Here is a 26,558-nt window from a genome sequence, read left to right on the forward strand (position 1 = left end):
GGACTGCGCACACGTAAAAAAGGCCCCGTCACATATCGCAACGGGACCTTTCTACATGATCGGTCAGTCTTTGGCGTGCTGACGCGTGGAACCTGCTTACATCGCCTTCTTGAACGGCGCGCCCGAATGCTCGCGCAATTCGTTAAAGACAATCTTCGGCCACGCCTTCTGCGCAACTTCGATTTCCGATACGTGCGACGCCAGATAAGTCGGCGCATCCGATGCATCTAGCGCAATCCGCGCCGCGTATGAATCGGTGAACCGGCGTAATTCAGCCGCGTCGTCACAGGTTACCCAGCGCGACATGCGATAACGCGCCGGCGCCATCCGCACGTCGACCTTGTATTCCGTCGACAGACGATGCGACACCACCTCGAACTGCAATTGACCGACGGCGCCAAGAATCATCAGGCCACCGACTTCAGGACGGAACACCTGAATCGCGCCTTCCTCGCCGAGTTGCTTGAGCGCTTCGCCGAGTTGCTTGGCGCGCATCGGATCGACCACTTCGACCGTCTGAAAAATTTCCGGCGCGAAGAACGGCAAGCCGACGAACTGCAACAGCTCGCCTTCGGTCAGCGTATCGCCGAGGCTCAGCGTGCCGTGATTCGGGATACCGATGATGTCGCCCGGATACGCCTCGCTCACCGTCTCGCGGCGCTGCGACAGGAACGTCACCACGTTATTCGCGCGGAACGTCTTGTTCGTGCGCGTCACCTTCACGGCCATGCCGCGCTCGAAATGCCCCGAGCACACGCGAATGAACGCCACGCGGTCGCGGTGCGCCAGGTCCATGTTCGCCTGCACCTTGAAGACGACGCCGGTGAACTTCGGCTCGTCCGGCATCACCGGACGTTGCACGGTCATCCGCATCGACGGCGGCGGTGCGAGATCGACCAGCGCGTCGAGAATCTCCTTCACGCCGAAGTTATTGATCGCCGAGCCGAACAGCACCGGCGATTGCTGACCGGCGAGGAACTGCTCGCGATCGAAGTCAGGCGACGCTCCGGTGATCAGGTCGATTTCTTCCTTTGCCTTGATCCAGCTATGGCCGAAACGGCGCTCGCCTTCTTCGTCGCTCAGCGCTTGCAGCGTTTCGACCTCGCCACCCGCCTTGTCCTGGCCGGCGCGGAACAGACGCACCTGATCGCGCTGAATGTCGTAGACACCTTGGAATTCCTTGCCCATACCGATCGGCCAGGTGAACGGCACAGCGGCAACGCCCAGATGCTGTTCGATTTCGTCGAGCAGTTCCAGCGGCTCGCGCACTTCGCGGTCGAGCTTGTTGATGAAGGTGACGATCGGCGTCTTGCGGCTTCGGCAGACTTCGAGCAGCTTCAGCGTTTGTGCTTCGACACCGTTGGCGCCGTCGATCACCATCACGGCGGCATCGACCGCGGTCAGCACGCGATAGGTGTCTTCGGAGAAGTCTTCGTGGCCCGGGGTGTCGAGCAGATTGATCACGGCGTCGCCGTACTCGAACTGCATGACCGAGCTGGCCACCGAAATGCCCCGCTGCTTTTCGATCTCCATCCAGTCGGAGGTCGCGTAGCGGTTGCTCTTGCGGCCCTTAACGGTACCGGCGATCTGGATCGCGCCCGAGAACAGCAGCAGCTTTTCAGTGAGCGTGGTCTTACCCGCGTCCGGGTGGGAAATGACCGCGAACGTGCGGCGGCGTTTAAGTTCGGAGACTGACATCGGGTCGGGCGGTCACAGATAGGGGTTCGGGCGGTCTTCAGCGGCTTGTGGCCTCTGGGCTGCCACGTCAGGCGCGGCGGCGTCGAGCTGCGGGAGTTGGGTCGGAGACCCTCGTCACAATGGCAACTCGACCGCGTCGGAACCAGGTCACGAACGAGCGTTCGACAATACGGGAATCGCCAGCGCAGAACAGCGCAGGGAACGAATGATACACGTCATGAGGACGGGAGGCGGGAAATGAAAAACCCGCCGCATCGTTGCCGATACGGCGGGTTTTCCGCGTCGCTCGATCTAATCAGGCGCCGCTGGCCTCATTCAACGTCAAATGCTTGGTTTCCGGTGCCCATGCAATCGACACCACCATGCCAGTCAACAAAACACCAGCCAGCACCATCATTGTCACGTGAAAACCAAGATGAACGATGCCGAGCGGCAATAGAAACGTCCCCACCGCCGACCCCAGTCGGCTACACGCAATCGCCAACCCAACGCCACACGCGCGTACCTCGGTCGGGAAGCATTCCGGTGGAAACACGCCCACAAGGTTCGAAAAGGCCGACATTGTCAGCGTGAAGATCGCGAACGCGACGATCATTCCGAGTGTCGCCGATTCAGGCAGCACGCTCAGCGCAATCAGCGACACGCACGTCACCGCGAACGAGCCGATCAGAAACGCGCGGCGCGATAACTTGATCGTAAGCCAGATGCCGATCAGCGCGCCAAGCACGAGGAAGCCGTTCAGCAGGAAATCGGTCCCCGAGCCGTCGTTCAGATGAATGGCCTTGAGAATCGTCGGCAGGAACGTATAGATGGCGAAGTACGGAATCACCAGGCAGACGAAAAACGCGCAATTAAAAATCGTCCTGCGGATCAGATCCGGCTTGAACAGCCGCATGAACCCGCCATGAGCGCGCGCATGGTCCGCCTCGCCCCCTTCGAGCGTCACGTTGGGACCGAAGTGCTTGAGCACGATCGCTTTGGCCTCGGCAATACGCCCTTTGCCGTGCAGCCAGCGCGGCGATTCGGGCGTGCCCATGCGCAAGATCAGCACGATCAACGCCGGAACGCCGGCCGAAGCCAGCAGCCAACGCCAGGCATCCGACGAAGCGTCCGCGTACTGCATGCCGAGCACGTTCGCCACCACGTACCCGATCGTCCACACCACGCTAAACGAACCGAGCAAGGTGCCGCGATGTTTGCGCGGCGAGAACTCGGCGAGAATCGCATGCCCCACGGCAAAATCCCCGCCCATGCCAAAGCCGATCAACACACGCAGCAAACACAATTCGAATGGCGACGATACATAAAACTGCGCAAACGCGGCCGCTGTGATGATGAGAAAGCTCAGCAGGAAGATCTTCTGCCGTCCCATGCGATCCGACAGCCAGCCAAAGACGAGGCTGCCGATAAATATCCCCATCAACGCGGAACTGCCGATCATGCCCATCCAGAAGGCGTCGAGCGGCATCTGGCGGTTCAGCGAGGCGAGTGCATAGCCGATCGTGCCGAGCGCGAACCCTTCCGTGAAATGCGCGCCGAACGTGAGCCCGGCGATCTTGACGTGGAACGCGTTCAACGGCACGTCGTCGAGAGAAATGGGGCCGCGCACGGCCGCCGCCGCGGCAGACGGCAAAGTGGGGGCGAGGCCGAGAGTGGCGGCCTGGATATCCTGATTGCTCACGCTGTCTCCTTCGTTGTGTGGGCGGCGCTTGCGTAACCGGGTGCGCGACCCGCTCCAGATACGCAGCGCTGCTTCGTGCGCCTTGTGTGTCACATCGCTTCTCTCTGCACGTGACACCCAAGGCGCGCGCATGGACGTTCCATGAGAATGCGCTAGCGTCCGAGGCCGCCCATCATCATGTACTTCAGTTCGGTGTATTCATCGAGTCCATACTTCGAGCCTTCGCGGCCAAGGCCCGATTGTTTGACGCCGCCGAACGGCGCGACTTCGGTCGAGAGAATCCCCTCATTGATGCCGACCATGCCGCTTTCCAACGCTTCCGCGACGCGCCATGCACGCGCCAGATCGCGCGTATAGAAATACGCGGAGAGGCCGAACGGTGTGTCGTTGGCGGCGGCAATCGCTTCGTCTTCGGACTTGAAGCGGAAGCACGCAGCCACCGGGCCGAAGGTTTCCTCCGAGGCGATCATCATCGACTTCGACGCATCGACCAGCACGGTCGGTTCATAGAACGTACCACCGAGCGCGTGCGGTTTGCCGCCGGTGAGAATCTTCGCACCTTTTTTCAGTGCGTCGGCGACATGCGTTTCCACCTTCTTCAGCGCCGCCTGATTAATCAGCGGCCCTTGCTCGACTTCGCCCTGCAATGCATTGCCGATCCGCATCTGCCGCACGGCTTGGGTCAGTGCCAGCGTGAACGCATCGTAGACGCCGTCCTGCACGTAGAAACGATTCACGCACACACAGGTTTGGCCCGTGTTGCGGAACTTCGAGGCCATCGCGCCTTGCACGGCGGCGTCGATATCCGCGTCGTCGAACACAATGAACGGCGCGTTGCCGCCGAGTTCGAGCGACAGCTTTTTCAGCGTATCCGCCGACTGCTTCGCGAGCAGCTTGCCGACGCGCGTCGATCCGGTGAATGAGAGCTTGCGCACCACTTCCGATCCGGTCAGCACTTCGCCAATCGCCACTGCGTCGCCGGACACGATGTTGAACACGCCGGGCGGAATGCCGGCCTTTTCTGCCAGCACCGCCAATGCGAACGCCGACAACGGCGTCTCCTCCGACGGCTTGAGCACCATCGTGCAACCCGCCGCGAGCGCCGGGCCGGCCTTGCGGGTGATCATCGCGAGCGGGAAGTTCCAAGGTGTGATCGCCGCGACCACGCCGACCGGTTCGCGCGTCACGATGATCTTCGCGTTCGGATTCGGACTCGGAATCACGTCGCCGTAACTGCGTTTGGCTTCCTCGGCGAACCATTCGAAGAAGCTCGCCGCGTAGCCGACTTCACCGCGCGCTTCGGCAAGCGGTTTGCCTTGCTCGAGCGTCAGCAGTTCGGCGAGCGCGTCGCGGTTCTCGAGCATCAATTCGCCCCAGCGTTTGACGCGCGCACCACGCTCCTTCGCCGTCAACTTGCGCCACGCGGGAAACGCGCGCTCGGCTGCCGCAACGGCTTGCGTCGTCTCCGCCGCGCCGCCGTTCGCAACTTGCGCGATCACCTCGCCGGTCGCGGGATTCAGAACGGGATATGTGCTCGCGCTTTCGTACCACTCGCCGCCAATGTAGTGTCCGGTTCGGAGAAACTCGTTCATGCTGCCTTCTCCAGATTTTCGACGAACACACCTTGCGCAAGCCGCCCTTCGCGTGAGATGCGTTTGCCCGCGGTGTAGTCGTTGATCAGATCGCACGGTGTGTAGTTGCGTTCGAGTTCGAAGAGCTCGTCCGCACTGAGCTTCGTGCCCAGTGCCGCCAACGCGCTATCGAACTGCGCCGGCGTATCCGCGCCAACCAGCATGCTCGCCACACCGCCGTGATTCAGCACCCAGGCCTGCGCAATCTGCGCGGCCGACACGCCACGCCGCGCCGCCACACGCGCCACCGAAGCCGCAATCTCGCGCGACGCCGTATCGCCGTACATTTGTGCGGTGAAGAAATCGGTCTGGTTGCGCGTCGAATTCGGGTCGCAGGTCAATAGACCCCGCGCCAAAGGACTGAACACCGAAACGCCGACGCCCTGATCCTGGCAATACGGAATCATCTCGCGCTCTTCCTCCCGATAGGCAAGGTTGAGTTGCAACTGCATGTTGATCGGCTTGTGCCAGCCATTGCGCTCGCAGACCTGCATGATCCTGGCAAACTGCCACGTGTACATTGTCGATACGCCGATGTAGCGCGCCTTGCCCGCGCACACGATGTCGTTGAGCGCACCCATCGTTTCTTCGACCGGCGTGTTCACGTCGAAGAAATGCAGCATGTAGATGTCGACGTAATCCATACCCAGGCGGGCGAGCGATGCGTCGATGCCATCCATGATGTGTTTGCGCGAATGGCCGCCGGCGTTCTGATACGTGCCCATGTCGTAACCGACCTTGGTCGTCACGACAATTTCCTCGCGGCGCGCGATGCGTTTCAGAATACGGCCCACCACTTCTTCGTTCACGCCGGTCGAATAGAAATCGGCAAGGTCGATGAAATTGACGCCGGCTTCCAGCGCGTGGCGCACAATCGGCTCGCTTTGCGCTTCATCGAAAATCCACGGCTTCCATTGCGGCGTGCCCATGTTCATCGTGCCGAGGCACAGACGTGAGACCTTCAGACCCGATTGGCCGAGGCGAATGTATTCCATCGTGCGTGTCTCCTTCCTGGCCGCAGCCGGTTATGCGAGCGGTTGCGCCGGCCCCATGGCGCGCGAACCGCGTCGCGTGTGATTAGCGTTGTTTCGGGGTGTAGAACGGATTCGATACGTCGCGCGCCGCGGCAAACACTTCGTCGCGATGCGGCAGGCCCTTCATCGCCGCGAGGATCGCGTTCCTGCACGCGCGGTAGTTGTTCTCGAAGACAGCGTCGAGATCGTCGGTGCCCGGATTGACCCAGTTCGCCGACACCACCACCCAATCGTTTTCCGCTTCCGGCGGCAGCGTGCCGTTCTCCAGCGACTCGGCCACCGCCTTCGCGATGCCGGCTTGCGAGGCGCCCCACGTCGCGTTGCCATGGAAGTCGCTGCCGATCTGCGCCTTGTTCACGTACAGCGTCAGCGGCTTGGTCGGCACGCCCGGCCGTGCGATCACGACGAACGGCGCATGTCCCGCGGAAGGCGTCGCCAATGCGGTGGCGAAGGCCTGCCCCGCCGGCCCGTTGCGCGGGCCGACGAGTACGTTGATGTGCGCGAGGTTGACGCCTGGGCCTTCGAATCCTTCGCCGATAAAGAGTTGTTTGTCCGTCGATACGCTCATGGTCTTTCCGTCGGGGTGAGTGGATGACCGATTGTGCTGTCCGCTCTTCGCGACCATGTATCGATGAGTTTTGATCCGGGGTATGAGGTGAACTCATCTCCGGGTTTGCCCCGGGGCGCCTTCGGTAACGATCAGGTGGCGCATCGCATCGCGCACGCGGACACGGACAAGCGCAAAGGTGAGAGTTTTCGGGACTCGCGATTGCGAAGCCCGAATCGCGGCGAAAGGTGAACACGCCGACAGCCGCTCACGCACCAGCGGCGCGAAGTCCAGCGGTCAGGCAAAGGTCTGTGGAAAAGCAGCGGGAGAACCGTTCGGCGAATCATGCGATTCTTCGGATAGCCTGGGAACGCCCGCCAGCAAAGGCTGGTGCGGATTTCGAGGAAGCTTGTGCAGCCATGAGAGACGGCAGCGGCGATCGCGCAGCAAGGTGCGTCATCCGACAAAACCAGGCTCACCGAAACAACGAATCCTAGCTCGAAGCGGCTGGAGAAATCCACGGCTCGCTTTGCAGGCTCACGCGAAAGGTGAGTGTTTTCGGGACCCGCTCAGTGGTGCGAGAAAAACCCGGCGCAACTTCACTTCGGAAAAACCCGGCGCGATGCGAGCGCAAGCGCCATGCATGAAACGGCTTCAGATTTCGATCAGAAAGCGCTCACGATTCTTGCCCGCGAGCCAGCCAGGCGAGCGGCCACGGCCACTCCAGGTCTCGCCGGTTTTCGGGTTGCGGTACTTGGCTACCGAAGCCGTTTTGCGTCCCGCGGTACGTTTGCTTGTGAAACCCAGCTCTTCCGCCGTGAGATCGTATTCGGCGACCTTCTGCTTGATCTCGGCAATCGCCTGTGCGATTTCTTTTTCGCGCGCCGCCGCGACTTCCTTGTGGAGCTTCTCGAGCTGGGCAGTCAACTGTTTGTACGAGGCCATGACAGGTACTCCGATCGATTTGACGAACTGCAGTGCGGGCGCCCCGGAGGAAGTCGCCTTTGGGCACACTATCAGACGAAAAAAGTGCCGGATAGGGCGACCCGCGTAGGGCGGCCCGCGCAGGACTACCCGCACAAGGCGGCCTACCCAAGGCGGCCCGCGCAAAGCGCTCCGGGACCAACCGCCGTTCAAGGCGACCCGCTCAACTGCCGCGGCCAGCGCACTCAATCGTCAATTGCATCGTACACGCGCCGTTCGAAATCGAGCGACATTGGGAACGGTTCGACAGCACGCCGCTGAATCAGCATAAGACCGATCAGGTCTTCCACCGGATCGGCGAACCAGCTTGTGCCATACGCACCCGGCCAGCCGAACGATCCCATCGAGCGATAACCGAGCGGCAACTGCTGCGCCGGATCGTCGACGACGGACAAGCCGAGGCCAAAGCCCTGGCCCGCCCACAGCACATGACCGAACGCAGGCACGCGGCGCTGGTCGCGGGTCAGAAAATTCGAGCGCATCAGATCGACCGAGCGATGCGACAGCAGGCGTGTCGAACCGACACGCCCACGCCCTAGCAGCAGTTGAGTGAACTGCAGATAGTCCTGTGCCGTCGAAACAAGACCGCCACCGCCGCTCTGGAACCGCTCGGGATTCGCCCAGCGGCTCGCCGACGGATGATCTTCGACCACACGCCGCCCGGTGCCCGGCTCGATGCCATAAGCCGTCGCCAAGCGCGTGAGTTGCGCGGCGGGCACCCAGAACGCCGTGTCGCGCATGCCGAGCGGTTCGAAGATCCGCGTCCGGAAGAAGTCGCCGAGCCGCATGCCGCTTATGCGTTCGATCAACACACCGAGGACATCGGTCGCGATGCCGTAGTGCCAGCGCGAACCGGGCTGAAACATCAACGGCAAGCCCGCTATCCGCCGCAGCCATGCGCTGGCGTCGCCACGTGCTTCGATACCGTTGAAGGCCGCCGCGTAAGCCTCGGCCAGAGGACCGGCAGCGGTGAAGTGATAAGCAAAGCCGGCGCGATGGGTGAGCAGATCGAGTACGGTAAGCGGCACTCTGACCGGATCGGTTTCGTCGAGCGGGCCGGTGGGGTCGCGCAACACGACCGGAGCGGCCAGCTCCGGCAGCCACGAGGAGATCGGCGTGTCGAGCGCGAGCCGGTCCTCTTCAATCAGCATCAGGATCGCCGCACTCGTAACCGGTTTGGTCATCGACGCGATGCGAAACAGCGTCTCGCGCTCCATGGGCAATTGCGCGGCTTCGTCGCGCAAGCCGAGCGGCTCGAAATAGCCGATTTCGCCGCGCCGCCAGACCAGCGAAACGACGCCCGCCACCTCGCCGCGTTCCACATAGCCTTGCATGGCATTCGTAAGCGCCGTCAGGCGGGTCGCCGATAGTCCTGCTGGATGCATGATCCTCCTGGGTCCTTAGGCGTTACGTTCCCTTATTCTTGCAGAAAACGTTACCCGAACAGACGGTACACGTCACCATCCGCCCCCGCGGACGGTTACGCTTTCTGCCGGCTCTCCAATGCCGAGAGGGCTGCATTGAGCCGTTTGACGCGGCTGGCCTGGGCCGGCACCAGTCCCGCTCCAGACACGGAAGCAATGCGATTACGCCAATAGGACAGTGGGATGCGGTCTTCAGCGGAGATATGCGAGATTACATGTTCAAGATGCTCGATATCTTTTTCGAGTTGATGATGATTCATTGTTTTCCCCGGAATTACTCATTGAGTCCGTTAAAACAGCATAAAGCGTGCCGTAATTACATCATCCAGCCACGCAAGCGGGACATCTTTCTTAAGCCGCTAATCCAGATCGTCGCAACCCGGAAAAACCTGCGTATATGTTTTATCTTTGAGCCGGCCATTTAAGGATACTGCGAAGATTCTTCGCGTTCCGTTAGGTGCCGCACCGACTCAGCCTAGTGGAGAAACCGGCGCGTTTTGTTATCGGCGCAAACGGGTATAAGCAATAGTCAGGGAGCAGCCGGATAAATATCCAATGCGCATCGTAGCCGTTTCAACAATGCACATTACAGACAGATATTTATGACGGTCATATGCGCATTGCGCGACATCAGGGCCGGGTTTGGCACGTTCAAACGGAACCCGCGTCGAGGGAGAAACGCCACCGTCATAGCCGGGCAGCGAAATAGAGGAAGAAAAATAGTCAATCCGTTACGCCAGCCGTTGGCCGGCGTAACGTCATTTCGCCCGGCAGGCGTATATCAGACTGAACGTGCCGTTGTCGCTGGACTGGCGCACGACGTCGAAGGCGCCGCCGCAAGCCGCGCTTGCCTGCTGCGAGCAGGAGTCGGAGCCTTCCCGGCATTGAACCAGCGTGGTCGGGCGGCCATCCGACAGAAACAGCGGTGCGCTGCTGCTGCAACCGCTCAACACTGCGATTGCAGGAAGCGCCAGCGAGGCACAGGCACGGCGCGCGAAAGAGGAGAAATTGCGTTTCATTTGAAACCCCGATCACATCTTGTTTTTCGATCACGCGATTGTGCCACGCGGCAATTACACTGCGTCACTGGATGTCGCCGGACTTCGTCAGACTTCGATACCGTATGCCGCGATCTTCTTGTAGAGCGTCGCGCGGCCCATGCCGATCTGCATCGCCGTCTCGATCACGCGGCCGCCGTTGGCGCGCAAGGCGTCGCTCAGGTAGCGCTTTTCGAACGCAGCCATGGCGTCGCTCCACGACATCGCTTCAGGCGCCTCTGCAGCCGTTTCTGGAGCGCGCGCTTCAGAAACGGTACTGGATACATGTGAACGATGGCCGCCGCCCTGTGCCGGACCGATGAACGGCGCCAGCGCACGAGCATCGATCCGCTCGCTGTCCGAGAGCATCACCGCCCGCTCCAGCGTGTTGCGCAGCTCGCGCACATTGCCGGGCCATCCATACGAACACAGCAGCCGCAATGCGTCGTCCTGCAATTCGAAGTGATTGACACCGCGCGCCTGCGCCGACAGGTCCTCGAGCATGGCGTAAGCAAGCGCCTCAATATCGGACGAACGCTCGCGCAACGCCGGCGCCTGGATCGTCAACACGTTCAGCCGATAGAACAGGTCCGCGCGGAAACGTCCCGCCGCGACCAGCGCCGGCAAATCGGCCGAGGTCGCGGCGATGATCCGCACGTCGGCGCGCACGATCCGGTTCGAGCCAAGCGGCTCGAACTCCTTGTCCTGCAGCACGCGTAACAGCTTGCCCTGCAAAGGCAGCGGCATGTCGCCGATTTCGTCGAGAAACAGGGTGCCGCCGTTCGCGAGTTCGAATTTGCCGACACGGCCTTTCCGGTCCGCGCCGGTATAGGCGCCGGGTGCTGCGCCGAAGAATTCGACTTCGAGCAAGGTGTCCGGAATCGCCGCGACGTTGACGGTCACGAGCGGCTGATTCGCTCGCGCCGATCCGCCGTGAATGGCATGCGCCAGCAGTTCCTTGCCCGTGCCGGTTTCGCCGAGCAACAGCACCGGCGACTCGAGTTGCGCCGCACGGCGCGCCTGGCGCTTCACTTCGAGACTCGCCGCGCTCGTGCCGACAAAACTGCCGAACGTGTACTTCGCCCGCCTTGCCTGCGCGAGCGACTGACGCGTCGCGATCAGCTCCTCCTGCACGCGCGAGTAGTGGGAAAAAAGCGGCGTGAGCGCCTTCAGCTCGTCGAACAACGCGAAACCTACCGCGCCGACCGTTTCACCCGCATCGTCTTTCAGCGGCAGCCGCGTCACGACAAGCGGCTCGCGGTCCGTTTCGAGGATGTCGAGCAGAATCGGTTTGCCGGTGTTCACGACCTCGCGCATCAGGCTGTTGGGGATCACCGCCTCGCAATCCCGGCCAATCGCCTGCTCCGGGTCCGAAAAGCCGAAGCGCGCCGCGTAGCGCTTGTTGATCCAGACGACGCGCGCTTCGGCGTCGACGATGAACGTGCCTTCGCTGAAGTTTTCGAACGTGCGGAAAAGCGAATCCATCGCCCGGCGAAGCACATCGCTGTAAGTGGCAGGAAGGCCTGCCCAGTCGTTCATCATGATGTCGCTGTCTCCGGCTATCGTTTTATTTATGCATGTCTCATTTCGTAGACAAGCTTATCTCATCGACGAGATCGGCAAGAAGCTTTCTATATAAGGGTTTAACCTCAATTCGACCTGTATTCAGAGGATTTACGTCCCGTTTTGGAGACGTTTGGGTACAATCGGCCGCATCACGTTTCGCACTTCTGCCTGTGAAATCAATGGCCATGCCACTGCGGCGCGCGTGGCATGGAATCTGCATTTGCGGGCGCCGGGCCGTTGCATTCATTGGGACGGCGTACACGTAGAACAACCAAGCTTCGGAGACTCAATGTCCTTTGTTATCGTCCTCGCCGCCCTGGCGTTTCTGATGTTTGCCGCGTATCGCGGCTACAGCGTCATTCTGTTTGCGCCGATCGCCGCCCTCGGCGCGGTGCTGCTGACCGATCCGGGCGCCGTTGCGCCTGTTTTCTCCGGCATCTTCATGGAGAAGATGGTCGGCTTCGTGAAGCTCTACTTCCCCGTGTTTCTGCTGGGCGCGGTGTTCGGCAAGGTCATCGAACTCTCCGGCTTTTCGGAGTCGATCGTGGCCGCGGCCATTCGCTACATTGGCCGCTCGCGCGCCAATGCGGTGATCGTCGCGGTGTGCGCGCTGCTCACCTATGGCGGCGTATCGCTGTTCGTGGTGGTGTTCGCGGTGTATCCGTTCGCGGCCGAGCTGTACCGTCAGAGCAATATTCCGAAACGCCTGATGCCTGGCGCGATCGCGCTCGGCGCGTTCTCGTTCACCATGGATTCGTTGCCGGGCACGCCGCAGATCCAGAACATCATCCCGACCACCTTCTTCAAGACGACGTCCTGGGCCGCGCCCACGCTCGGCGTAATCGGCTCGCTGTTCATCATCGTGGTCGGCCTCACGTATCTGGAATGGCGCCGCCGCGCCGCCATGGCGACCGGCGAAGGCTATGGCACCGATCTCGTCAACGAGCCGGAGCGCGTCGAGTCGAAGCAACTGCCGCATCCGCTGCTTGCGGTCGCCCCGCTGGTGCTGGTCGGCGTGGCGAACTTCCTGCTGACCCGCTGGATTCCGAACTGGTATGGCGCGACGTACACCGTCGCACCGGACATCCTGCCGGGCATTCACGCGCCCGTTACAACGACGATCAAAAGCGTCGTCGCGATCTGGGCTGTTGAAGGCGCGCTGCTGCTCGGTATCGTGATGGTTGTGCTGACAGCATTCGGCCGCGTGCGCGAACGCTTTGCAATCGGCACCAAGGCCGCGGTGGCGGGCGCACTGCTGGCTTCGTTGAATACGGCTTCGGAGTATGGCTTCGGTGGCGTGATCGCAGCGTTGCCGGGCTTCCTGGTGGTCAGCGATGCGCTGAAGAGCATTCCGAATCCGCTCGTCAATGCCGCGGTTTCGGTGAGCTCGCTGGCGGGTATCACGGGTTCGGCATCGGGTGGTATGAGCATCGCGCTCGCGGCCATGTCCGACACGTTCATCAAGGGTGCCGAAGCCGCGCATATTCCGATGGAAGTGCTGCACCGGGTCGTCGCGATGGCGAGCGGCGGGATGGACACGCTGCCGCACAACGGCGCGGTGATCACGCTGCTGGCGGTGACGGGATTGACGCACCGCCAGTCGTACCGCGATATCTTCGCGGTGACGGTGATCAAGACACTGGCCGTTTTCTTCGTGATCTCGGTGTATTACATGACCGGGCTGGTTTAATTCCGCCTTACAGGCGAAGCCGATGCCAAACCGGGCGCGCTAAAACGGCGGCGCGTCCGGAACATCCGGTTCGCTTGACCCCCGCAGTGTTTCAATGGCATGTTCGCAGTGGACGCCGCCATACCCATCTGGCTGCCGCATTTCGAGCAATTCGTCGAGCCGATCGTTAAGGCGAAACGAACCGCCTTTGTCCCTTCATTGCACGCTGCCCCATGAACTCAAACCCCGCCTTCTGGATGATCCCGTCCGCGCCTACGCCGGTCGGCCCGTTCTCCCATGCCACCGAAACCGACGGCTGGGTGTTCCTCACCGGCCAGATGCCGACCTCGCCCACCGACGACAGCGCACCGCTGCCGGAGGGCGTCGTCGCACAGACGCAACGCGTGATGGACAACCTCGTGCTCGTATTGGAAGGCGTCGGCCTGGGACTGCAACACGTGGTCGCCGTACGCATCTTTCTGACGGAGTTCAAGCGCGACTACGCAGTGATGAACGAGACCTACCGCGCCTACTTTCCCGCCGACAGGCTGCCGGCGAGAACCTGCATCGGCGTGACCGCGCTCGCTCGCGATGCGCTGGTCGAAATCGACTTCATCGCGAAACGGCCCTCTTGATCCCGTGCGGCTGAAGCAACAGCAACAGCGACGGCGGCGCCGGTAACCGCCACGCGCGTCAATGCATCGACGCTTCATCCAGCCCGAAGTGATCGCATACCGCCTCGTGCAGCGAGATCGCGCGTTCGTCCATCTCGGTCGTCCAACTCTCGCTGCTCTCGCATAGCCGCTGCAACTCACGGCATTGCTGCGCGAATTGCCGCTCCTGCACGACGAGAAACCCGCCGCCGGCGCTATGCGCCCAGCCGCCTAATGCCTCCCGGTCTTCCTGCTCGACAATCGCCACAAGCCGCGGCAGATCGTTTTGCAAGTGCTCCTTGAGCATGGCCGTATAGCGCATTTTGTCGTCCGCGCTGAGCGTAGCGGGCGAATCAGCGACTGCGCCGGCAACAGCCGAGGTTGCCGCAGCCGCCGGCGGCTGTTCACCTGGCGCGGATGACGCTGCCGGCTGCGGCCCCGCCGACGTCACCGCGAGCAACGCCGCCTCCAGCTCGCCCAGCGACGCCGGCTTCGCGACATAGCCGGTAAAACCGCGTTCGCACCAGCCGTCCTGCTGCTGATTGTCGGTGACCGCGCTAAAGGCCAGCACCGGCACGTCCGCATGCGCTTTGCGCAACGCCGCCAGCAACGCATATCCATCCATGACGGGCATGTGGATATCGGTCAGCACAACCTCGAAGTGTCCCTGTTCGTATGCCGCCAGCGCTTGCCGCCCGTCGCCGGCGACCGTCGGCAGACAGCCGAGCGCGTCGAGTTGCTCGACGATCAAGGTCTGAATCAACGGATTGTCTTCTGCAACCAGAACCGTCAACCCGTGCAGCGCCGGATCGAACGCCGGCTGCGGCATCACGGCGGAGTCGCCGGGCAACGCGGCAACACTGCCGGCACCGTCCGCGCCCTCTGTCGACATGTCGAGCGCCGACAGAATCGCCGTGCGGCTAAATTCACTGGCCTCGAGCACACCGTCGCCACGCACAACCGGACGATGCGGTCCGGTACGCGTGATCCACACCGCGCCGACAGGCTGCACCGCGCGCAACGCCGCAATGGCATCAAGGCTGTATTCGCCGGTCACCACCATCACATCCGGCCGGTTCGCTCGCAACCATGCCTCTGCGCTGCGCGCCGACGTCTCCGTATGCACCGTCCAACCCGCGCGATGAAACCAGCGCTCGAGCATCTGCCCCGACTCGCGCTCCTGACACAGCACCAGCGTAGCGCCACGACGCACCGGTTCGGCAGTCGGCACACGCAATGCTTCGGGCGGCGGTGCAAGCGGTATCGAGACACTAAACGCGCTTCCCACGCCAAGCACGCTTTCGACCGAAATATGCCCACCCATCAGTTCACACAGCCGCGCACAGATCGACAGGCCGAGCCCGGTGCCGCCATAGCGGCTCGAGGTGCTTGCCTCGCCCTGTTCGAACGGTTTGAAAATGCGCGCGACCAGCGTCTGGTCGATGCCGATCCCGGAGTCGCAAACCCGGAAGGTCAGAATCGGCCGACCTTGCAGATCGTCCTGCACCTCCCCATTCAGCGTGATCTTGCCGCACGAAGTGAATTTGAACGCATTGCTCAACAGGTTGTTGACGATCTGCGCAATACGCGTGCGGTCGCCACACAGAACCTGATCGAGCGTCGGCGAGAGATGTGAATAAAAGCGGATCGCGCGGTCCGCCGTCATCGGCGCGTAGGAGAGCGCGATATTTTCGAAGTCGTCGATCGGCCGGAACGATTCGGTCACGAGCTTCATTTCGCCGGCATCGATCTTCGAAAAATCGAGAATGTCGTTGACGATCCGGCGCAGCGCATCGGCCGCAACGCCCAGCGTGACGAGCCGTGGCGCGTGAGCTTCGAGCCCCGGGGTGCGCGCGAACAGTTCGAGGTTGCCGAGCAGTGCGTTCAACGGCGTGCGGATTTCGTGGCTCATCGACGCGAAGAAATTCGAACGCGCCCGCATCATGGTCTCTGAAGTCTGCTGGGCGAGACGCAGGTGCTGTTCGAGCGCATGCTGCGCGGTCACGTCGAGAATCGCGCAGAACAATACGTCCTCGTCGGCGTAACGCGCGGGTGCGTAGGTGAACTGCAGAAACTGCAAGTGCGCCGCATCGCTTTCGTCCGGCTGTGGTGCTGCTTGCGACGGCTGCTGTATTTCCGCCCGCGCAGGCTGTGCCGGCGCGACAAAAGCGGCGATCTTCGCAAAAGCCGTGACGGAAGGCTTATCCGGCGCCTGAGCGCGGAACTCTCCGACAATGTGCGGCGGCAGATGACGGCTGCCCTGTTCGATATGCAGCAACTCGTCGGCCAGCGCGTTGGCGGTCAGGATCGAATAATCGCTTTGCCGGACGATGCACAAACCGATCGGCGTCGCGCTGACCAGGATGTGATTGATGGTTTCGCTTTCCAGCGCGCGCGAAGTCTCCACGAAGGTGTTGTGCAACAGGCGCAGCCCCCAGAAACGGGCTATCAGCGCGATCGCCAGCAGGATCAGCAGCGTGAGGCCGACGAGCGCCGCCAACTGCCAGCCGAGCGCGGCGATCAACGCGCGCCACGACATATAACCGACCAGCGAGCCGAACTCCGGCATCAGCGGCTCGCTCAGAATCATGCCGTCGCGCGTGTAGCGGTATGCGTCAGGCGGCGTATGAGCGACGAGGTCTTGCAGCATTTTCCCGGTTTGCGCGTCGACGGACGGCGACGACACGATCACGCGCCGGTCCGGCGTCATGAGCAACATCGTTCCCTCGCCTGTGGGCCGTGCGAGATGCGCGGAAAGCGCGTCGAGAGGGATGCTCGCCACGATCAGCGCGGTCGGCGTATCGCCGGCATAGTAGGCGCTCACCGCCGAGATCACCGGAATGCCTTGCAGCGGGTCGCGATACGGGCCGAGCCAGATACGCTCACCCTTGCCCGGCACGCGCTTGCCGGTCTGCGTCAGCAGTTCGTGTTCAAGGGTCTCGCGCAAGGTGCTTACGGTCGCCGGTTGCAACGGCGATGCGTTCGGTGTGGTCGCCGCGTTTGCGTCAGCCGCCGCGTGTGCGACCGGCTGGTCCAGTGACGGCAAAATCGCCGCATAGTCTTCGTTCAGACCGAGCAGCACGGCGCGCTGCCGCAGCTCGAATGACTGCTGCGTCACCAGGGTGGACTGGGCCGCTTCATAGATACGCCATAGTTTGACGCCGAATTCCGGCCCCCACGCGGTGCGCGTTGCGGCGCCCACCAGCAGGTCGAACTGCGCGTCGACTTTGTCGACCGTGCCGCGCGCGGCGCCGGTGAGCCGGATCGATTCTTCGACACCGCTGGGCACGTGCAGCACGTTGCCGGTGTCGTGATAGTAGTCGAGCGTCAACTCCGCACGCCGCAGAAACGACTCTTCGCGGTGCAGGAGCAATGAGATATCGGTGGCGTTCTGCGAGGCGAAGGTACGCCGGTAGTCGAGTTGCTTGGCCGCGGCAAGAACGCCGAGCAGCAGCGCGAAGACGACTACGATCAGCATCAGGGAAGCGATCGTCGCCAGGTACACCCGCTGTTGACGTTTCGCGCTTTGCACGAGCGAAGCGAATGCGAGCGCCAGTGACTCCTGAGTACGGTCGAGGATCTTCTGCATCAGCTCGCTTGAATAGCGTGATTCATGCAGGCAGACCGCTGCGGTGTCGAGGCGACGAGATACGTCTGCAGGCCTGTACCGGCGCAGTGTAACGCTTTTGAAGGTGTAGCGAAACGCATCCGGCACCCGTTTTCATGGCTACCCGGCACACATCAAATAACCCTGCATTAACGGCCCGGCGCGTCATAAACCTGAGTGGTTTACTGGGAAACCCTAAAGAGTGCGGGGTTAATGCCGTTATGCCTTGCATAGCTGTAAGGAACGCACGGACGCGCGTCCGCACTTGCAAGGAAAGCCATGCGCAATAACCAGCCCGTCAGCGGGCACGAGTACGAATTCCCTTCGTCGCAAATGCTTGTTTCCGCGACCGATCTGACTGGCCGCATTCAGTATTGCAACCCGGCCTTCATCGCTGTCTCGGGCTACACGCGCGACGAGCTGATCGGCCAGCCGCACAACCTGATCCGTCATCCGGACATGCCGCGTGAAGCCTTCGCCGACATGTGGACCACCATCCGCGACGGTCGCCCGTGGACCGCGCTCGTCAAGAATCGCCGCAAGAACGGTGACCATTACTGGGTGCGTGCGAACGTGACGCCGGTCGTCGACAAAGGCGCGGTGGTCGGCTATCTGAGCGTGCGCGTGAAACCGGAGCGCGACGCGGTGCGCGCAGCCGCTGCGTTGTATGAGCGGATCCGTACCGGGGAATCGCGGGCGTTCAAGCTGCATCGCGGCGTCGTGGTGCGCACCGGCATGCTCGGCCGTTTGCAAGCGCTGATGCGTATGCCGGTCGCGACGCGTGCGGCAATCGGCTATGCGATCACGCCGTTGGCTTTGCTGCTAACCGGCCTCGCCGCATGGAAGGGCACACCACCCCTGCCGTTCTGGATTGCGTTCGGCGTCACCACCGCCTTCAGCCTCGTCTCCTGGCGGGTGCTGACGCGGCAACTCGCCGAACCGATTCGCGACATGTCCGGCTTTGCGACCCGCCTCGCCGCGGGCGATCTGACCGCCGATCTGACGATCGCGCGACACGACGATCTCGGCGATGTGCTGCAAGCGCTGAATCAACTGAAAGCGAATCTCGCGGCAATTGTCTACGACGTGCGCGCGCAGATCACCGGCATGCTCGACAACGCGCGCGAAATCTCCAGCGGCAATGTCGACCTCGCGCGCCGCACCGAACTGCAAGCGGCGTCGCTCGAAGAAACCGCCGCCACCATGGAAGAATTGACGACCACCGTGCAGGCCAATGCCGATGCCAGCGTACGTGCGCTCGATCTGGCGAAAGACGCGCAAGCGGCGGCGGCCGTCGGCGGCAAGATCGCGGGTCAGGTCGAGCAGACCATGGCCGGCATCACGGCGGCGTCGAAGCGCATCGCGGACATCACCGGCGTCATCGACGGCATCGCTTTCCAGACCAACATCCTCGCGCTGAATGCCGCCGTCGAAGCGGCGCGCGCGGGCGAAGCGGGCCGCTCGTTCGCGGTCGTCGCGGGTGAAGTGCGGATGCTGGCGCAACGGTGCGCGGCGTCGTCGAAGGAAATCAAGTCGGTAGTCGAGGCGAGTGCGACCGAAGTAGCGCTCGGCACCGAACTGGTTGCACGCACCACCTCACAGATGCGCGTGATCGACGAAGCGGTGAGCCGCGTGTCGTCGATCATCGTCGACGTGGCCAATGCGAGCAGCGAGCAGGCGGAAGGGATTCGCCAGGTCAACCAGGCGGTCTCGCATCTCGACGGCGCCACGCAGCAGAACGCCGCGCTGGTCGAGCAGGCGGCAGCCACGGCGCAACGTCTCGCGGAACAGGCCGACGTGCTGGACGAAGTGGTGCGCCTTTTCACCGTCGCCGATGCAACGCACGTGCCGCCGCCGCAGATACCCACGCGCGGGGCAGCGCTGCATGCGGCACACACGCCGGCGCCCGGCCTCAGGCGCGACGCCGCGCAAGGAATCGCGCATGAGGACGAGCAGGAAGAATTGACATTGATCTGATAGATCGGCGTTACTCCCACCTCGACAGCCCGGAATTGACGCAGCAGGATGGAAACGTCAGCGCCCAATGAGTTGCAAGGGCAGGCTGACCCAAGTAACAACGGCGTTTAGCAGCCCGTCCCTTCAAGGACGGGCTATTTTTTTCCAGTTGTTTTTCTCGTCGCGCCCGGCCTTAACCGATGCGCGCGTCAGCACCATGACAGCCGGGGAGAAGGATTGCACCGCCACGGGGCACGAAAAATGCATCCGTCGTTGCGGGGAGTCGCGTTAAACTGGTTGTGACGCGGCACGACAGGCGGCGCGCCAGCCTGGCGGTACGCCCGTACAATGGTTCGATCAACAACGGAACAAGGACAACCTCGATGCGCACTACCGGGTCCTCCGGGTCAATGGCCCTGCTCACCGAATACGACGACGCAACGGCGCGCGAACTCCGCTCGCTGCGCCTCGAATCGACAGAAGACGGCAAAGGCATTCTTCTGATCGAGGTCGATGAGCGCAAGCCAGGCATTCACCGCGAAGTGCGCTACGAAATCACGCCGGCCGAACTGATCGCGGCGATTCGCGCGCATGGCGCGGAATTGCCGGGCGAACAGCACAATCATCGTCAATAAAGCTGCCCCGCACGGTATTGCGCTTAAGCGCGAATGCCGTGCGCCGTTTCTGTATCGCCAGCTTTGGTTTGCGTACCGCAAAACCGCCTACGAGCATCCGTAGGCGGTTCTTTATCGCCTGCTTGCCGTGACAGCTTCAATCCGGTTCGCTTTGTTCCATTTGCGCCTCTATTCCGCGCCTTTAACCCGCCAGGCAAGCCACCGCCGCGCTTTTAACACGCGAATAATGGTCCGCTTTTCCGGACATTTGCACGTCTTGAAAATGCGTCCATAATCCTTACATACCCCGTTGCTTTCCCTACCTGCGCCGCACTCGAAAGGGCCGCGGATGTAAGCCGATGCTACATGATCTCGTCGAGCAATATGGACCGGCGCTGGTTTTCGCCAACGTGCTGGCCGCCTCGCTCGGGCTGCCGGTGCCGGCGATGCCGTCGCTCGTGCTGTTCGGGGCGATGGCGGCCATGCATCCCGGGTCAGTGGGCACGCAACTGATGCCGGTCCTTGTGTTGTCGATCTTCGCCACACTGATCGGCGACAGCGCCTGGTATCTCGCCGGCCGTCTGTACGGCGGCAATACGCTGAAAACGATCTGCCGTCTTTCGCTATCGCGCGATACCTGTGTAAAAAAGACCGAACGCTTTTTCGGCCGCTGGGGCGTGCGCGTGCTGGCGGTGGCGAAGTTCGTGCCGGGCCTGTCGATCGTGTCGATTCCAATGGCCGGCGCAATGGGCACGCGCTACCGCACGTTCCTGACTTACGACGGCGTCGGCGCCGCCTTGTGGTCGGGTACGGGCCTGATCATCGGCGCGCTGTTCGCCCGCCAGATCGACATGCTGTTCGCCATGGCCGGACGCCTCGGGCGCACGGCCGCGCTGGTGGTCGTCGCGTTGCTGCTGCTGTATGCGGCCTATCGCTGGATTCGCCGGCGCCAGCTGATTTCCAAGCTCGCGACCCAGCGGATGGAAGTCGAGGAGCTGGCGGCACTGGTGGCGGCCGGCAAAACCCCGGTACTGTTCGATATCCGCTCGCAGGAAAAGCGCGCGCTCGACCCGTTCGTGATTCCGGGTTCACAATTCGCCGACGAACGGCAACTCGACGAGATCGTCGCGACGTACCCGCACGATCAGAAGGTGGTGATCTACTGTTCATGCCCGAACGAAATATCCGCGGCATGGATGGCCAAGCAGATGAACGAAGCCGGCTTCGCCGACGTGCTGCCGTTGCGCGGCGGCATGGAAGCCTGGCGCGACTCGGGCAAGACGGTGGACGCCCTGCCCGGCATGCCGCCGCCCGACGTGGCGGTCGACGATATCGCGCCGAAGGCCGTGTAGCGCAGCAGCGCATTCCTATCGGCGCCCTCGCGCGCCCGCGCCGCTTCGCCCCCCGTGTCGATCAATCAGGATGAACACAGAAGGAGCGGTTCAATGCTGTCGACTCAAGAAGCAGAAGGGCAACAAGCCGTCGTCGCCGACGCGCCGTTTTCGTCGCTCGCGACGCGCATGCATCAGATGTTCCCCGAACTCACGTGTGCAGAGATCGACCGTCTGCGCCGGTTCGGCGAAGTGGGCCATTGGGAAGCCGGTGAGCTGCTGTTCGAGACCGGCCACACCGGCCCGGGCATGTTCGTGATCTTGAATGGGCGCGTAAAGGTTTATCAGCGCGATGGCATCGGACGCGAAGTCGTGATTGCCGAGCATGGCGCCGGGCATTTTCTCGCCGAAGTCGGCCAGTTGTCCGGACGTCCGGCACTGGTCAACGGCATGGCCGTGAATTCGGTCGACGCTTTGCTGATTCCGCCGGTCAAGCTGCGCGCCTTGATTGTCGCCGAAGCCGAACTGGGCGAGCGCATCATGCGCGCGCTGATCCTGCGGCGCGTGTCGCTGATCGAAAAGGGCGCGGGCGGTCCGATCCTGATCGGCAACAGCAGCGACGCCAGACTCGTGATGTTGCAAGGCTTTCTGTCACGCAACGGCCATCCCCACTCGGTGATCGACGAACGCGATGAAGACGCGCTGCGTCTGATCGAGCAATTCGCCGCGCAGAAAGAAGACATGCCGCTGGTGATCTGCCCGGACGGCTCGGTGCTGCGTCACCCGAGCATGCCGGAACTCGCCACCTGCCTCGGCTTGCTGCCCGATCTCGACGATTCGCACGTCTACGACGTCGCGATCGTCGGCGCGGGGCCGGCAGGCCTCGCCACGGCCGTGTACGCGGCGTCCGAGGGTCTCTCGGTGATCGTGCTCGACAGCCGTGCGCCAGGCGGCCAGGCGGGCGCCAGTTCACGGATCGAAAACTATCTCGGCTTTCCGACCGGCATCTCCGGTCAGGCGCTGGCGGGCCGCGCGTTCGTGCAGGCGCAGAAATTCGGCGCGCACGTCGCGATTCCGGTCCATGTGAAGGCGCTGCATTGCGCGGAGTCGCCGTATCGGCTGGAGCTCAAGTGCGGCGGCAAGATCACTGCCCGCACTATCGTGATCGCGAGCGGCGCGGTCTATCGGCGCCCGGCGCTCGAAGGGCTCGACCGCTTCGATGGGCGCGGCGTTTATTACTGGGCGTCGCCGGTCGAGGCCAAGCTGTGCAAGCGTCAGGAGATCGTGCTGGTGGGCGGCGGCAATTCGGCGGGCCAGGCGATCGTCTATCTGGCGACGCACGCGGCCAAGGTTCACGTACTGATCCGCCGCAGCGGCTTTGAAGCCACCATGTCGCGCTATCTGATCGACCGGATCCGTTCGCTGCCGAATGTGTTCGTGCACCCGCACTCGGAGGTCGGCCGGCTCGAGGCGGACGAAATCGGGCTGGCGTCGGTCTCGTTGAAGAGGCCGCTGCCGGACGGCACCCAGAGCTTCGATACGCGGCATCTGTTCCTGTTCACCGGCGCTGATCCGAATACCGACTGGCTGCGCACCTGCGGCGTGCAACTGGACGACAAAGGCTTCGTGCTGACCGGTACCAGCGTGGACGGAGCCTCTGTCTGCGATCTCGCGACGACTGTCGAGGGTGTGTATGCGATCGGCGACGCGCGCGCCGGGTCGACGAAACGCGTCGCTGCAGCGGTCGGAGAAGGCGCGGCGGTGGTCGCGCAGATCCACCAGTTGCTGGCGGTATCGACTGGCGAAGCGGTGGCTTTGGGCGCCTGAGCACCTCGCTCGAACATATCCTTCACGCGCCCGCCTTGCTCCGCTCGCGTCACGACCGGGCGGCGGGCGGCGGTCTTCGTCCGGCCATTAGCTTCCGGCTTCCGCGTCACAATCCGACGCACAGTTCCATCCTGCCCCGTCCCCCAGGTAACCGGCTGTTACACACGCCTTCAACTGGTTGCACCTGTCTTGCTTTCTGTCTCGTAATATAACCGTTAGCTATTCGACAGCGAATAGCTGGCTCTTTCGAGCGCAATCTTGCACGGGACCGGAGTAAGAGCTGAAGCGCGAACTCTGGGTCGACAGCTTTGCATGGGACCAGAGTAAGCGCTAAAGCGCTAACTCTGGTCGACACAGGAGACAAGCATGATCCAACGCGCGATCGTTTTCGCCGCCTTCGGCCTTGCCGCCGCCTGCGCATCGACCACCGCCTCGGCCCGGGTCGATGTCGGCGTGTTCGTCAACACACCCGGCCCCATATATGCCCCGCCGCCCGTGGTTTATATGCCGCCGCCAGTGGTTTATGCGCCTGTGCAACCCGCGTATGGCTACGGATATCGCGGCGATTACTACCGCGGGTATCGCGAGCGCCATGACCATGGCCGCCACCGCGGCTGGGATAAGCACCACAGGCGCGACTGGTAATTTGCGTTCGGCCATGTTGCGGGGTTGCGGGGTTGCGGGGTTGCGGGGTTGCGGGGTTGCGGGGTTGCGGGGTTGCGGGGTTGCGGGGTTGCGGGGTTGCGGGGTTGCGGGGTTGCGGGGTTGCGGGGTTGCTGAGCCGCTGAGCCGCTGAGCCGCCGAGCCGCCGAGCCGCCGAGCCGCTGTCATTGTGCCCACCGCCGTACCTCCCACAGCGCCACGCTCCGGTTGCCTTCCACGCCGATTCGTCTGCCGTATTCACGCTACAGTAGCGACTGCTGACCTAGGCCGGACCTCGCGTCCGCTCCCATCGCAGTCACTCATTGATCAAAGCCCGTGACCGACGCCCGCGTGAAGACCCTGCCGTTATCCGCCGCGCGCACCCTGCATCTGGCCGCGCAAGGTTTGCTGACTCCGCCGCGCCGCAAGGCCGTCAAAGCCGACGTGCTCGACGCGATCCGCCGCATGGCGCAATTGCAGATCGACACGATCCACGTCGTCGCGCGCAGTCCCTATCTCGTGCTGTTCAGCCGGCTCGGCGCCTATCCGCAGCAATGGCTCGACGAGCATCTCGCCGAAGGCAAGCTGTTCGAATACTGGTCGCATGAAGCCTGTTTCGTCCCGATCGAAGACTACGGCCTGCTGCGCCACCGCATGCTCGACCCGAGCGATATGGGCTGGAAATACGCGGCTGAATGGCACAAGAAGTATCGCAAGGACATCGACAAACTGCTCGCGCATATCCGTGCGACGGGCCCTGTTCGTTCAGCGGATTTCGCCCGTGAAGCGGGCAAGAGCAACGGCTGGTGGGACTGGAAGCCGGAGAAGCGCCATCTGGAAGTGCTGTTCGCAATCGGGCAATTGATGGTGGCCGAGCGGCGCAATTTTCATCGCGTCTACGATCTGACCGAACGCGTGTTACCGGACTGGGACGACGCGCGCGACCTGCCGCCGCGGGAAACCGTCACCGAGGAAGCATTGCGCCGTACCTGCCGCGCGCTCGGCATCGTACGCGCGGATTGGGTTGCCGACTACTACCGGCTGCCGCGCCGTCCCTATCGCGACGAACTGCGTGCGCTCGCCGATCGGGGTGAGTTGATCCCGGTGCAAGTGGAAGGCTGGAAGCAGGACACCTTCGTCCATCATGAATTCGCGCCGATGATCGACGACGCGGCAACCGGCAAGCTCGCCTCAACCGTCACCACGGTGCTGTCGCCGTTCGACCCGGTAGTGTGGGACCGCAAGCGCGCCGCCGCGCTCTTCGACTTCGACTACGCGATCGAATGCTATACACCCGCGGCGAAGCGCAAATACGGCTACTTCGTGCTGCCGCTTTTGAGCCGGGGGCGCCTGGTCGGCCGCGTGGATGCGAAAGCGCATCGGACCAACGGTGTATTCGAACTGAAATCACTGCATATCGAGCCCGGCGTGCGGCTCAGCGCGAGGCTTGCGGGCGATCTGCGCCGCGCATTGCAGCGCTGCGCGGACTGGCATGGCACACCGCAGTTGGACATCACGTCCGCTCCGCCGGAATGGCTTGAGGCATTGAGTGTGGACAACAGTCTGGAAGCGTGAGCGCTACTCGGCACGACATGCATGGCTTGAGGCGCTGAGCGTGGACAACAATCTGGAAGCGTAAGCGCTACTCGGCACGACATGCGTTCTTAATGCAGCGCCGCCCATGCGAGCGACAGGGAAAACACGCCCAGCACAATCGACGCGCCGCGCTGCATCTTCACCGGATTCAGCCAGGTGAGTTTGCCGCTGCCGAGCGCCGCGCCGAACGCGATCCACGCAAGCGCGATCGGCACCAGCAGGCAGGCGAATATCAGCATCGCCATCGCGTATGCGGGCATATGTGTGAACGCGATGGCAGGAAAGATCGTACCGGCGAACAACAAGCCTTTCGGATTGAGCAGCGTCGCGACGAATAGCGTACGCATGCCGCTCACCCGCTGCGTCGAGTCGGGCAAGGCCACCGCCGCGCGCCACATATCGACGGCGAGATATGCGATGTACACGCCAGCCGCCACGCGCAATAGCGAAGGCAACCACGGCAACGCGTGCGCGGCCTGCGCGAGAAAATGTCCCCACACTGAAATCGACACGAGATAGCCGGCCAGTTCGGCGGCGATCAGCGGCAGGGAAAGCCGCACGCCCTGACGCAAACCCGCGGCCGCAAGCAGCGTGTTGGTCGGACCTGGCGTGATCAGCACCACGATGATGCCGACAGCCAGCAACGCGAGCGCAGACGAGGAAAGCATAAAAAGGCGCATGGGTGGAAACAATGCGCCTTTTTATCACAGAGCACCGCGCCGCCGAAATACGGCGGCGATTGCGATGCGAGCCACACCGCCCGCAGGCGGCGCGCCACCGCCTTTAGCGGTCGAGCTTCGCGCGCAATTCGCGAGCGGCTTCCAGCAAACCCTCGTAACCCGAACGCGCGTGCTCAGGCAGATCGGGATCGCCGACGAACGCGCCGAGGGTTTCGATCAGGCTATACAGAATGCCCTTTGCGGCACCCGAAGCAATGCTGCCGGACGAAACCTGCTGATCCACGTGACTGAGCGCGGCATCGAGGTGTTCCAGGTCGGGCCGGTCGCCCGTGGGCGGCTTAGGCGTTACGTCTTGCGTCATGATGAAACGTCTCTCAATTG

At 62.7% G+C, this 26,558-nt stretch carries 21 protein-coding genes; 8 read left to right on the forward strand and 13 right to left on the reverse strand.

Annotation, left to right across the window (positions count from 1 at the left end):
- Positions 1-96: 96 nt before the first annotated feature.
- The 10 genes from ACOSV0_RS36510 to ACOSV0_RS36555 all read right to left on the reverse strand — a co-directional run bounded on the left by ACOSV0_RS36510 (position 97) and on the right by ACOSV0_RS36555 (position 11,578).
- Positions 97-1,698 carry a peptide chain release factor 3 gene (locus ACOSV0_RS36510; protein WP_434112903.1) on the reverse strand — a complete coding sequence of 534 codons (1,602 nt, stop codon included), beginning with the start codon at positions 1,696-1,698 and terminating at the stop codon, positions 97-99.
- 295 nt (positions 1,699-1,993) lie between these two features.
- Positions 1,994-3,379, reverse strand: coding sequence for an MFS transporter (locus tag ACOSV0_RS36515; protein ID WP_434112905.1), 1,386 nt, complete (start codon positions 3,377-3,379; stop codon positions 1,994-1,996).
- A gap of 152 nt (positions 3,380-3,531) precedes the next feature.
- Entirely contained in the window at positions 3,532-4,971 is a 1,440-nt protein-coding gene (locus ACOSV0_RS36520) for an NAD-dependent succinate-semialdehyde dehydrogenase (RefSeq protein ID WP_434112906.1), read from the reverse strand.
- The gene (locus ACOSV0_RS36525) at positions 4,968-6,005 is read right to left on the reverse strand and encodes an aldo/keto reductase (RefSeq protein ID WP_434112908.1); all 1,038 of its coding nucleotides are present in this window, start codon (positions 6,003-6,005) and stop codon (positions 4,968-4,970) included. Before ACOSV0_RS36525 ends, ACOSV0_RS36520 begins: the two co-directional genes overlap by 4 nt.
- Positions 6,006-6,087: 82 nt before the next feature.
- Positions 6,088-6,612 (reverse strand): formaldehyde-activating enzyme, encoded by a 525-nt coding sequence (gene fae / locus ACOSV0_RS36530; RefSeq protein WP_027779978.1) that lies wholly within the window; start codon positions 6,610-6,612, stop codon positions 6,088-6,090.
- A gap of 633 nt (positions 6,613-7,245) precedes the next feature.
- Positions 7,246-7,536 carry an H-NS family nucleoid-associated regulatory protein gene (locus ACOSV0_RS36535; RefSeq protein ID WP_434112910.1) on the reverse strand — a complete coding sequence of 97 codons (291 nt, stop codon included), beginning with the start codon at positions 7,534-7,536 and terminating at the stop codon, positions 7,246-7,248.
- A gap of 224 nt (positions 7,537-7,760) precedes the next feature.
- Positions 7,761-8,960: a serine hydrolase domain-containing protein gene (locus tag ACOSV0_RS36540; protein WP_434112911.1), complete on the reverse strand. Its 1,200-nt coding sequence runs from the start codon at positions 8,958-8,960 to the stop codon at positions 7,761-7,763.
- Positions 8,961-9,055: 95 nt separating this feature from the next.
- Positions 9,056-9,259 carry a hypothetical protein gene (locus ACOSV0_RS36545; RefSeq protein WP_434112912.1) on the reverse strand — a complete coding sequence of 68 codons (204 nt, stop codon included), beginning with the start codon at positions 9,257-9,259 and terminating at the stop codon, positions 9,056-9,058.
- A 498-nt stretch (positions 9,260-9,757) separates the two neighbouring features.
- On the reverse strand, positions 9,758-10,018 hold the full coding sequence (locus ACOSV0_RS36550) for a hypothetical protein (protein WP_434112913.1): 261 nt from the start codon (positions 10,016-10,018) through the stop codon (positions 9,758-9,760).
- 87 nt (positions 10,019-10,105) lie between these two features.
- Complete coding sequence (locus ACOSV0_RS36555; protein WP_434112915.1) at positions 10,106-11,578, reverse strand: sigma-54 interaction domain-containing protein; 1,473 nt, start codon at positions 11,576-11,578, stop codon at positions 10,106-10,108.
- 313 nt (positions 11,579-11,891) lie between these two features.
- Between ACOSV0_RS36555 and ACOSV0_RS36560 the strand changes: the two genes are divergently transcribed.
- Together ACOSV0_RS36560 and ACOSV0_RS36565 are read left to right on the forward strand one after the other, a co-directional pair.
- The gene (locus ACOSV0_RS36560) at positions 11,892-13,292 is read left to right on the forward strand and encodes a GntP family permease (protein WP_434112916.1); all 1,401 of its coding nucleotides are present in this window, start codon (positions 11,892-11,894) and stop codon (positions 13,290-13,292) included.
- A gap of 212 nt (positions 13,293-13,504) precedes the next feature.
- Positions 13,505-13,906, forward strand: coding sequence for a RidA family protein (locus tag ACOSV0_RS36565; RefSeq protein ID WP_434112918.1), 402 nt, complete (start codon positions 13,505-13,507; stop codon positions 13,904-13,906).
- Between the two features lie 58 nt (positions 13,907-13,964).
- Here ACOSV0_RS36565 and ACOSV0_RS36570 read toward each other — a convergent pair whose 3' ends face one another.
- On the reverse strand, positions 13,965-17,513 hold the full coding sequence (locus tag ACOSV0_RS36570; protein WP_434112920.1) for an ATP-binding protein: 3,549 nt from the start codon (positions 17,511-17,513) through the stop codon (positions 13,965-13,967).
- Between the two features lie 297 nt (positions 17,514-17,810).
- Between ACOSV0_RS36570 and ACOSV0_RS36575 the strand changes: the two genes are divergently transcribed.
- The 6 genes from ACOSV0_RS36575 (at position 17,811) to ACOSV0_RS36600 (ending at position 25,476) form a co-directional block, all read left to right on the forward strand.
- The gene (locus tag ACOSV0_RS36575; RefSeq protein WP_434112922.1) at positions 17,811-19,508 is read left to right on the forward strand and encodes a methyl-accepting chemotaxis protein; all 1,698 of its coding nucleotides are present in this window, start codon (positions 17,811-17,813) and stop codon (positions 19,506-19,508) included.
- 362 nt (positions 19,509-19,870) lie between these two features.
- Positions 19,871-20,122 (forward strand): hypothetical protein, encoded by a 252-nt coding sequence (locus ACOSV0_RS36580; RefSeq protein WP_007178686.1) that lies wholly within the window; start codon positions 19,871-19,873, stop codon positions 20,120-20,122.
- 338 nt (positions 20,123-20,460) lie between these two features.
- Positions 20,461-21,453 (forward strand): DedA family protein/thiosulfate sulfurtransferase GlpE, encoded by a 993-nt coding sequence (locus tag ACOSV0_RS36585; RefSeq protein ID WP_434112924.1) that lies wholly within the window; start codon positions 20,461-20,463, stop codon positions 21,451-21,453.
- Between the two features lie 93 nt (positions 21,454-21,546).
- Complete coding sequence (locus ACOSV0_RS36590; RefSeq protein WP_434112926.1) at positions 21,547-23,259, forward strand: FAD-dependent oxidoreductase; 1,713 nt, start codon at positions 21,547-21,549, stop codon at positions 23,257-23,259.
- A 366-nt stretch (positions 23,260-23,625) separates the two neighbouring features.
- On the forward strand, positions 23,626-23,904 hold the full coding sequence (locus tag ACOSV0_RS36595) for a hypothetical protein (protein ID WP_434112930.1): 279 nt from the start codon (positions 23,626-23,628) through the stop codon (positions 23,902-23,904).
- 348 nt (positions 23,905-24,252) lie between these two features.
- Complete coding sequence (locus ACOSV0_RS36600) at positions 24,253-25,476, forward strand: winged helix-turn-helix domain-containing protein (protein WP_434116028.1); 1,224 nt, start codon at positions 24,253-24,255, stop codon at positions 25,474-25,476.
- 89 nt (positions 25,477-25,565) lie between these two features.
- Here the strand turns inward: ACOSV0_RS36600 and ACOSV0_RS36605 are convergent, their stop codons facing one another.
- On the reverse strand, positions 25,566-26,165 hold the full coding sequence (locus tag ACOSV0_RS36605; protein WP_434112933.1) for a LysE family translocator: 600 nt from the start codon (positions 26,163-26,165) through the stop codon (positions 25,566-25,568).
- A 115-nt stretch (positions 26,166-26,280) separates the two neighbouring features.
- Positions 26,281-26,538, reverse strand: a complete 258-nt coding sequence (locus ACOSV0_RS36610; protein ID WP_434112934.1) for a hypothetical protein — start codon at positions 26,536-26,538, stop codon at positions 26,281-26,283.
- Positions 26,539-26,558: the final 20 nt, after the last annotated feature.

This window comes from Paraburkholderia caffeinilytica (assembly GCF_051027425.1).
In the GTDB taxonomy this organism is placed as follows: domain Bacteria; phylum Pseudomonadota; class Gammaproteobacteria; order Burkholderiales; family Burkholderiaceae; genus Paraburkholderia; species Paraburkholderia caffeinilytica_A.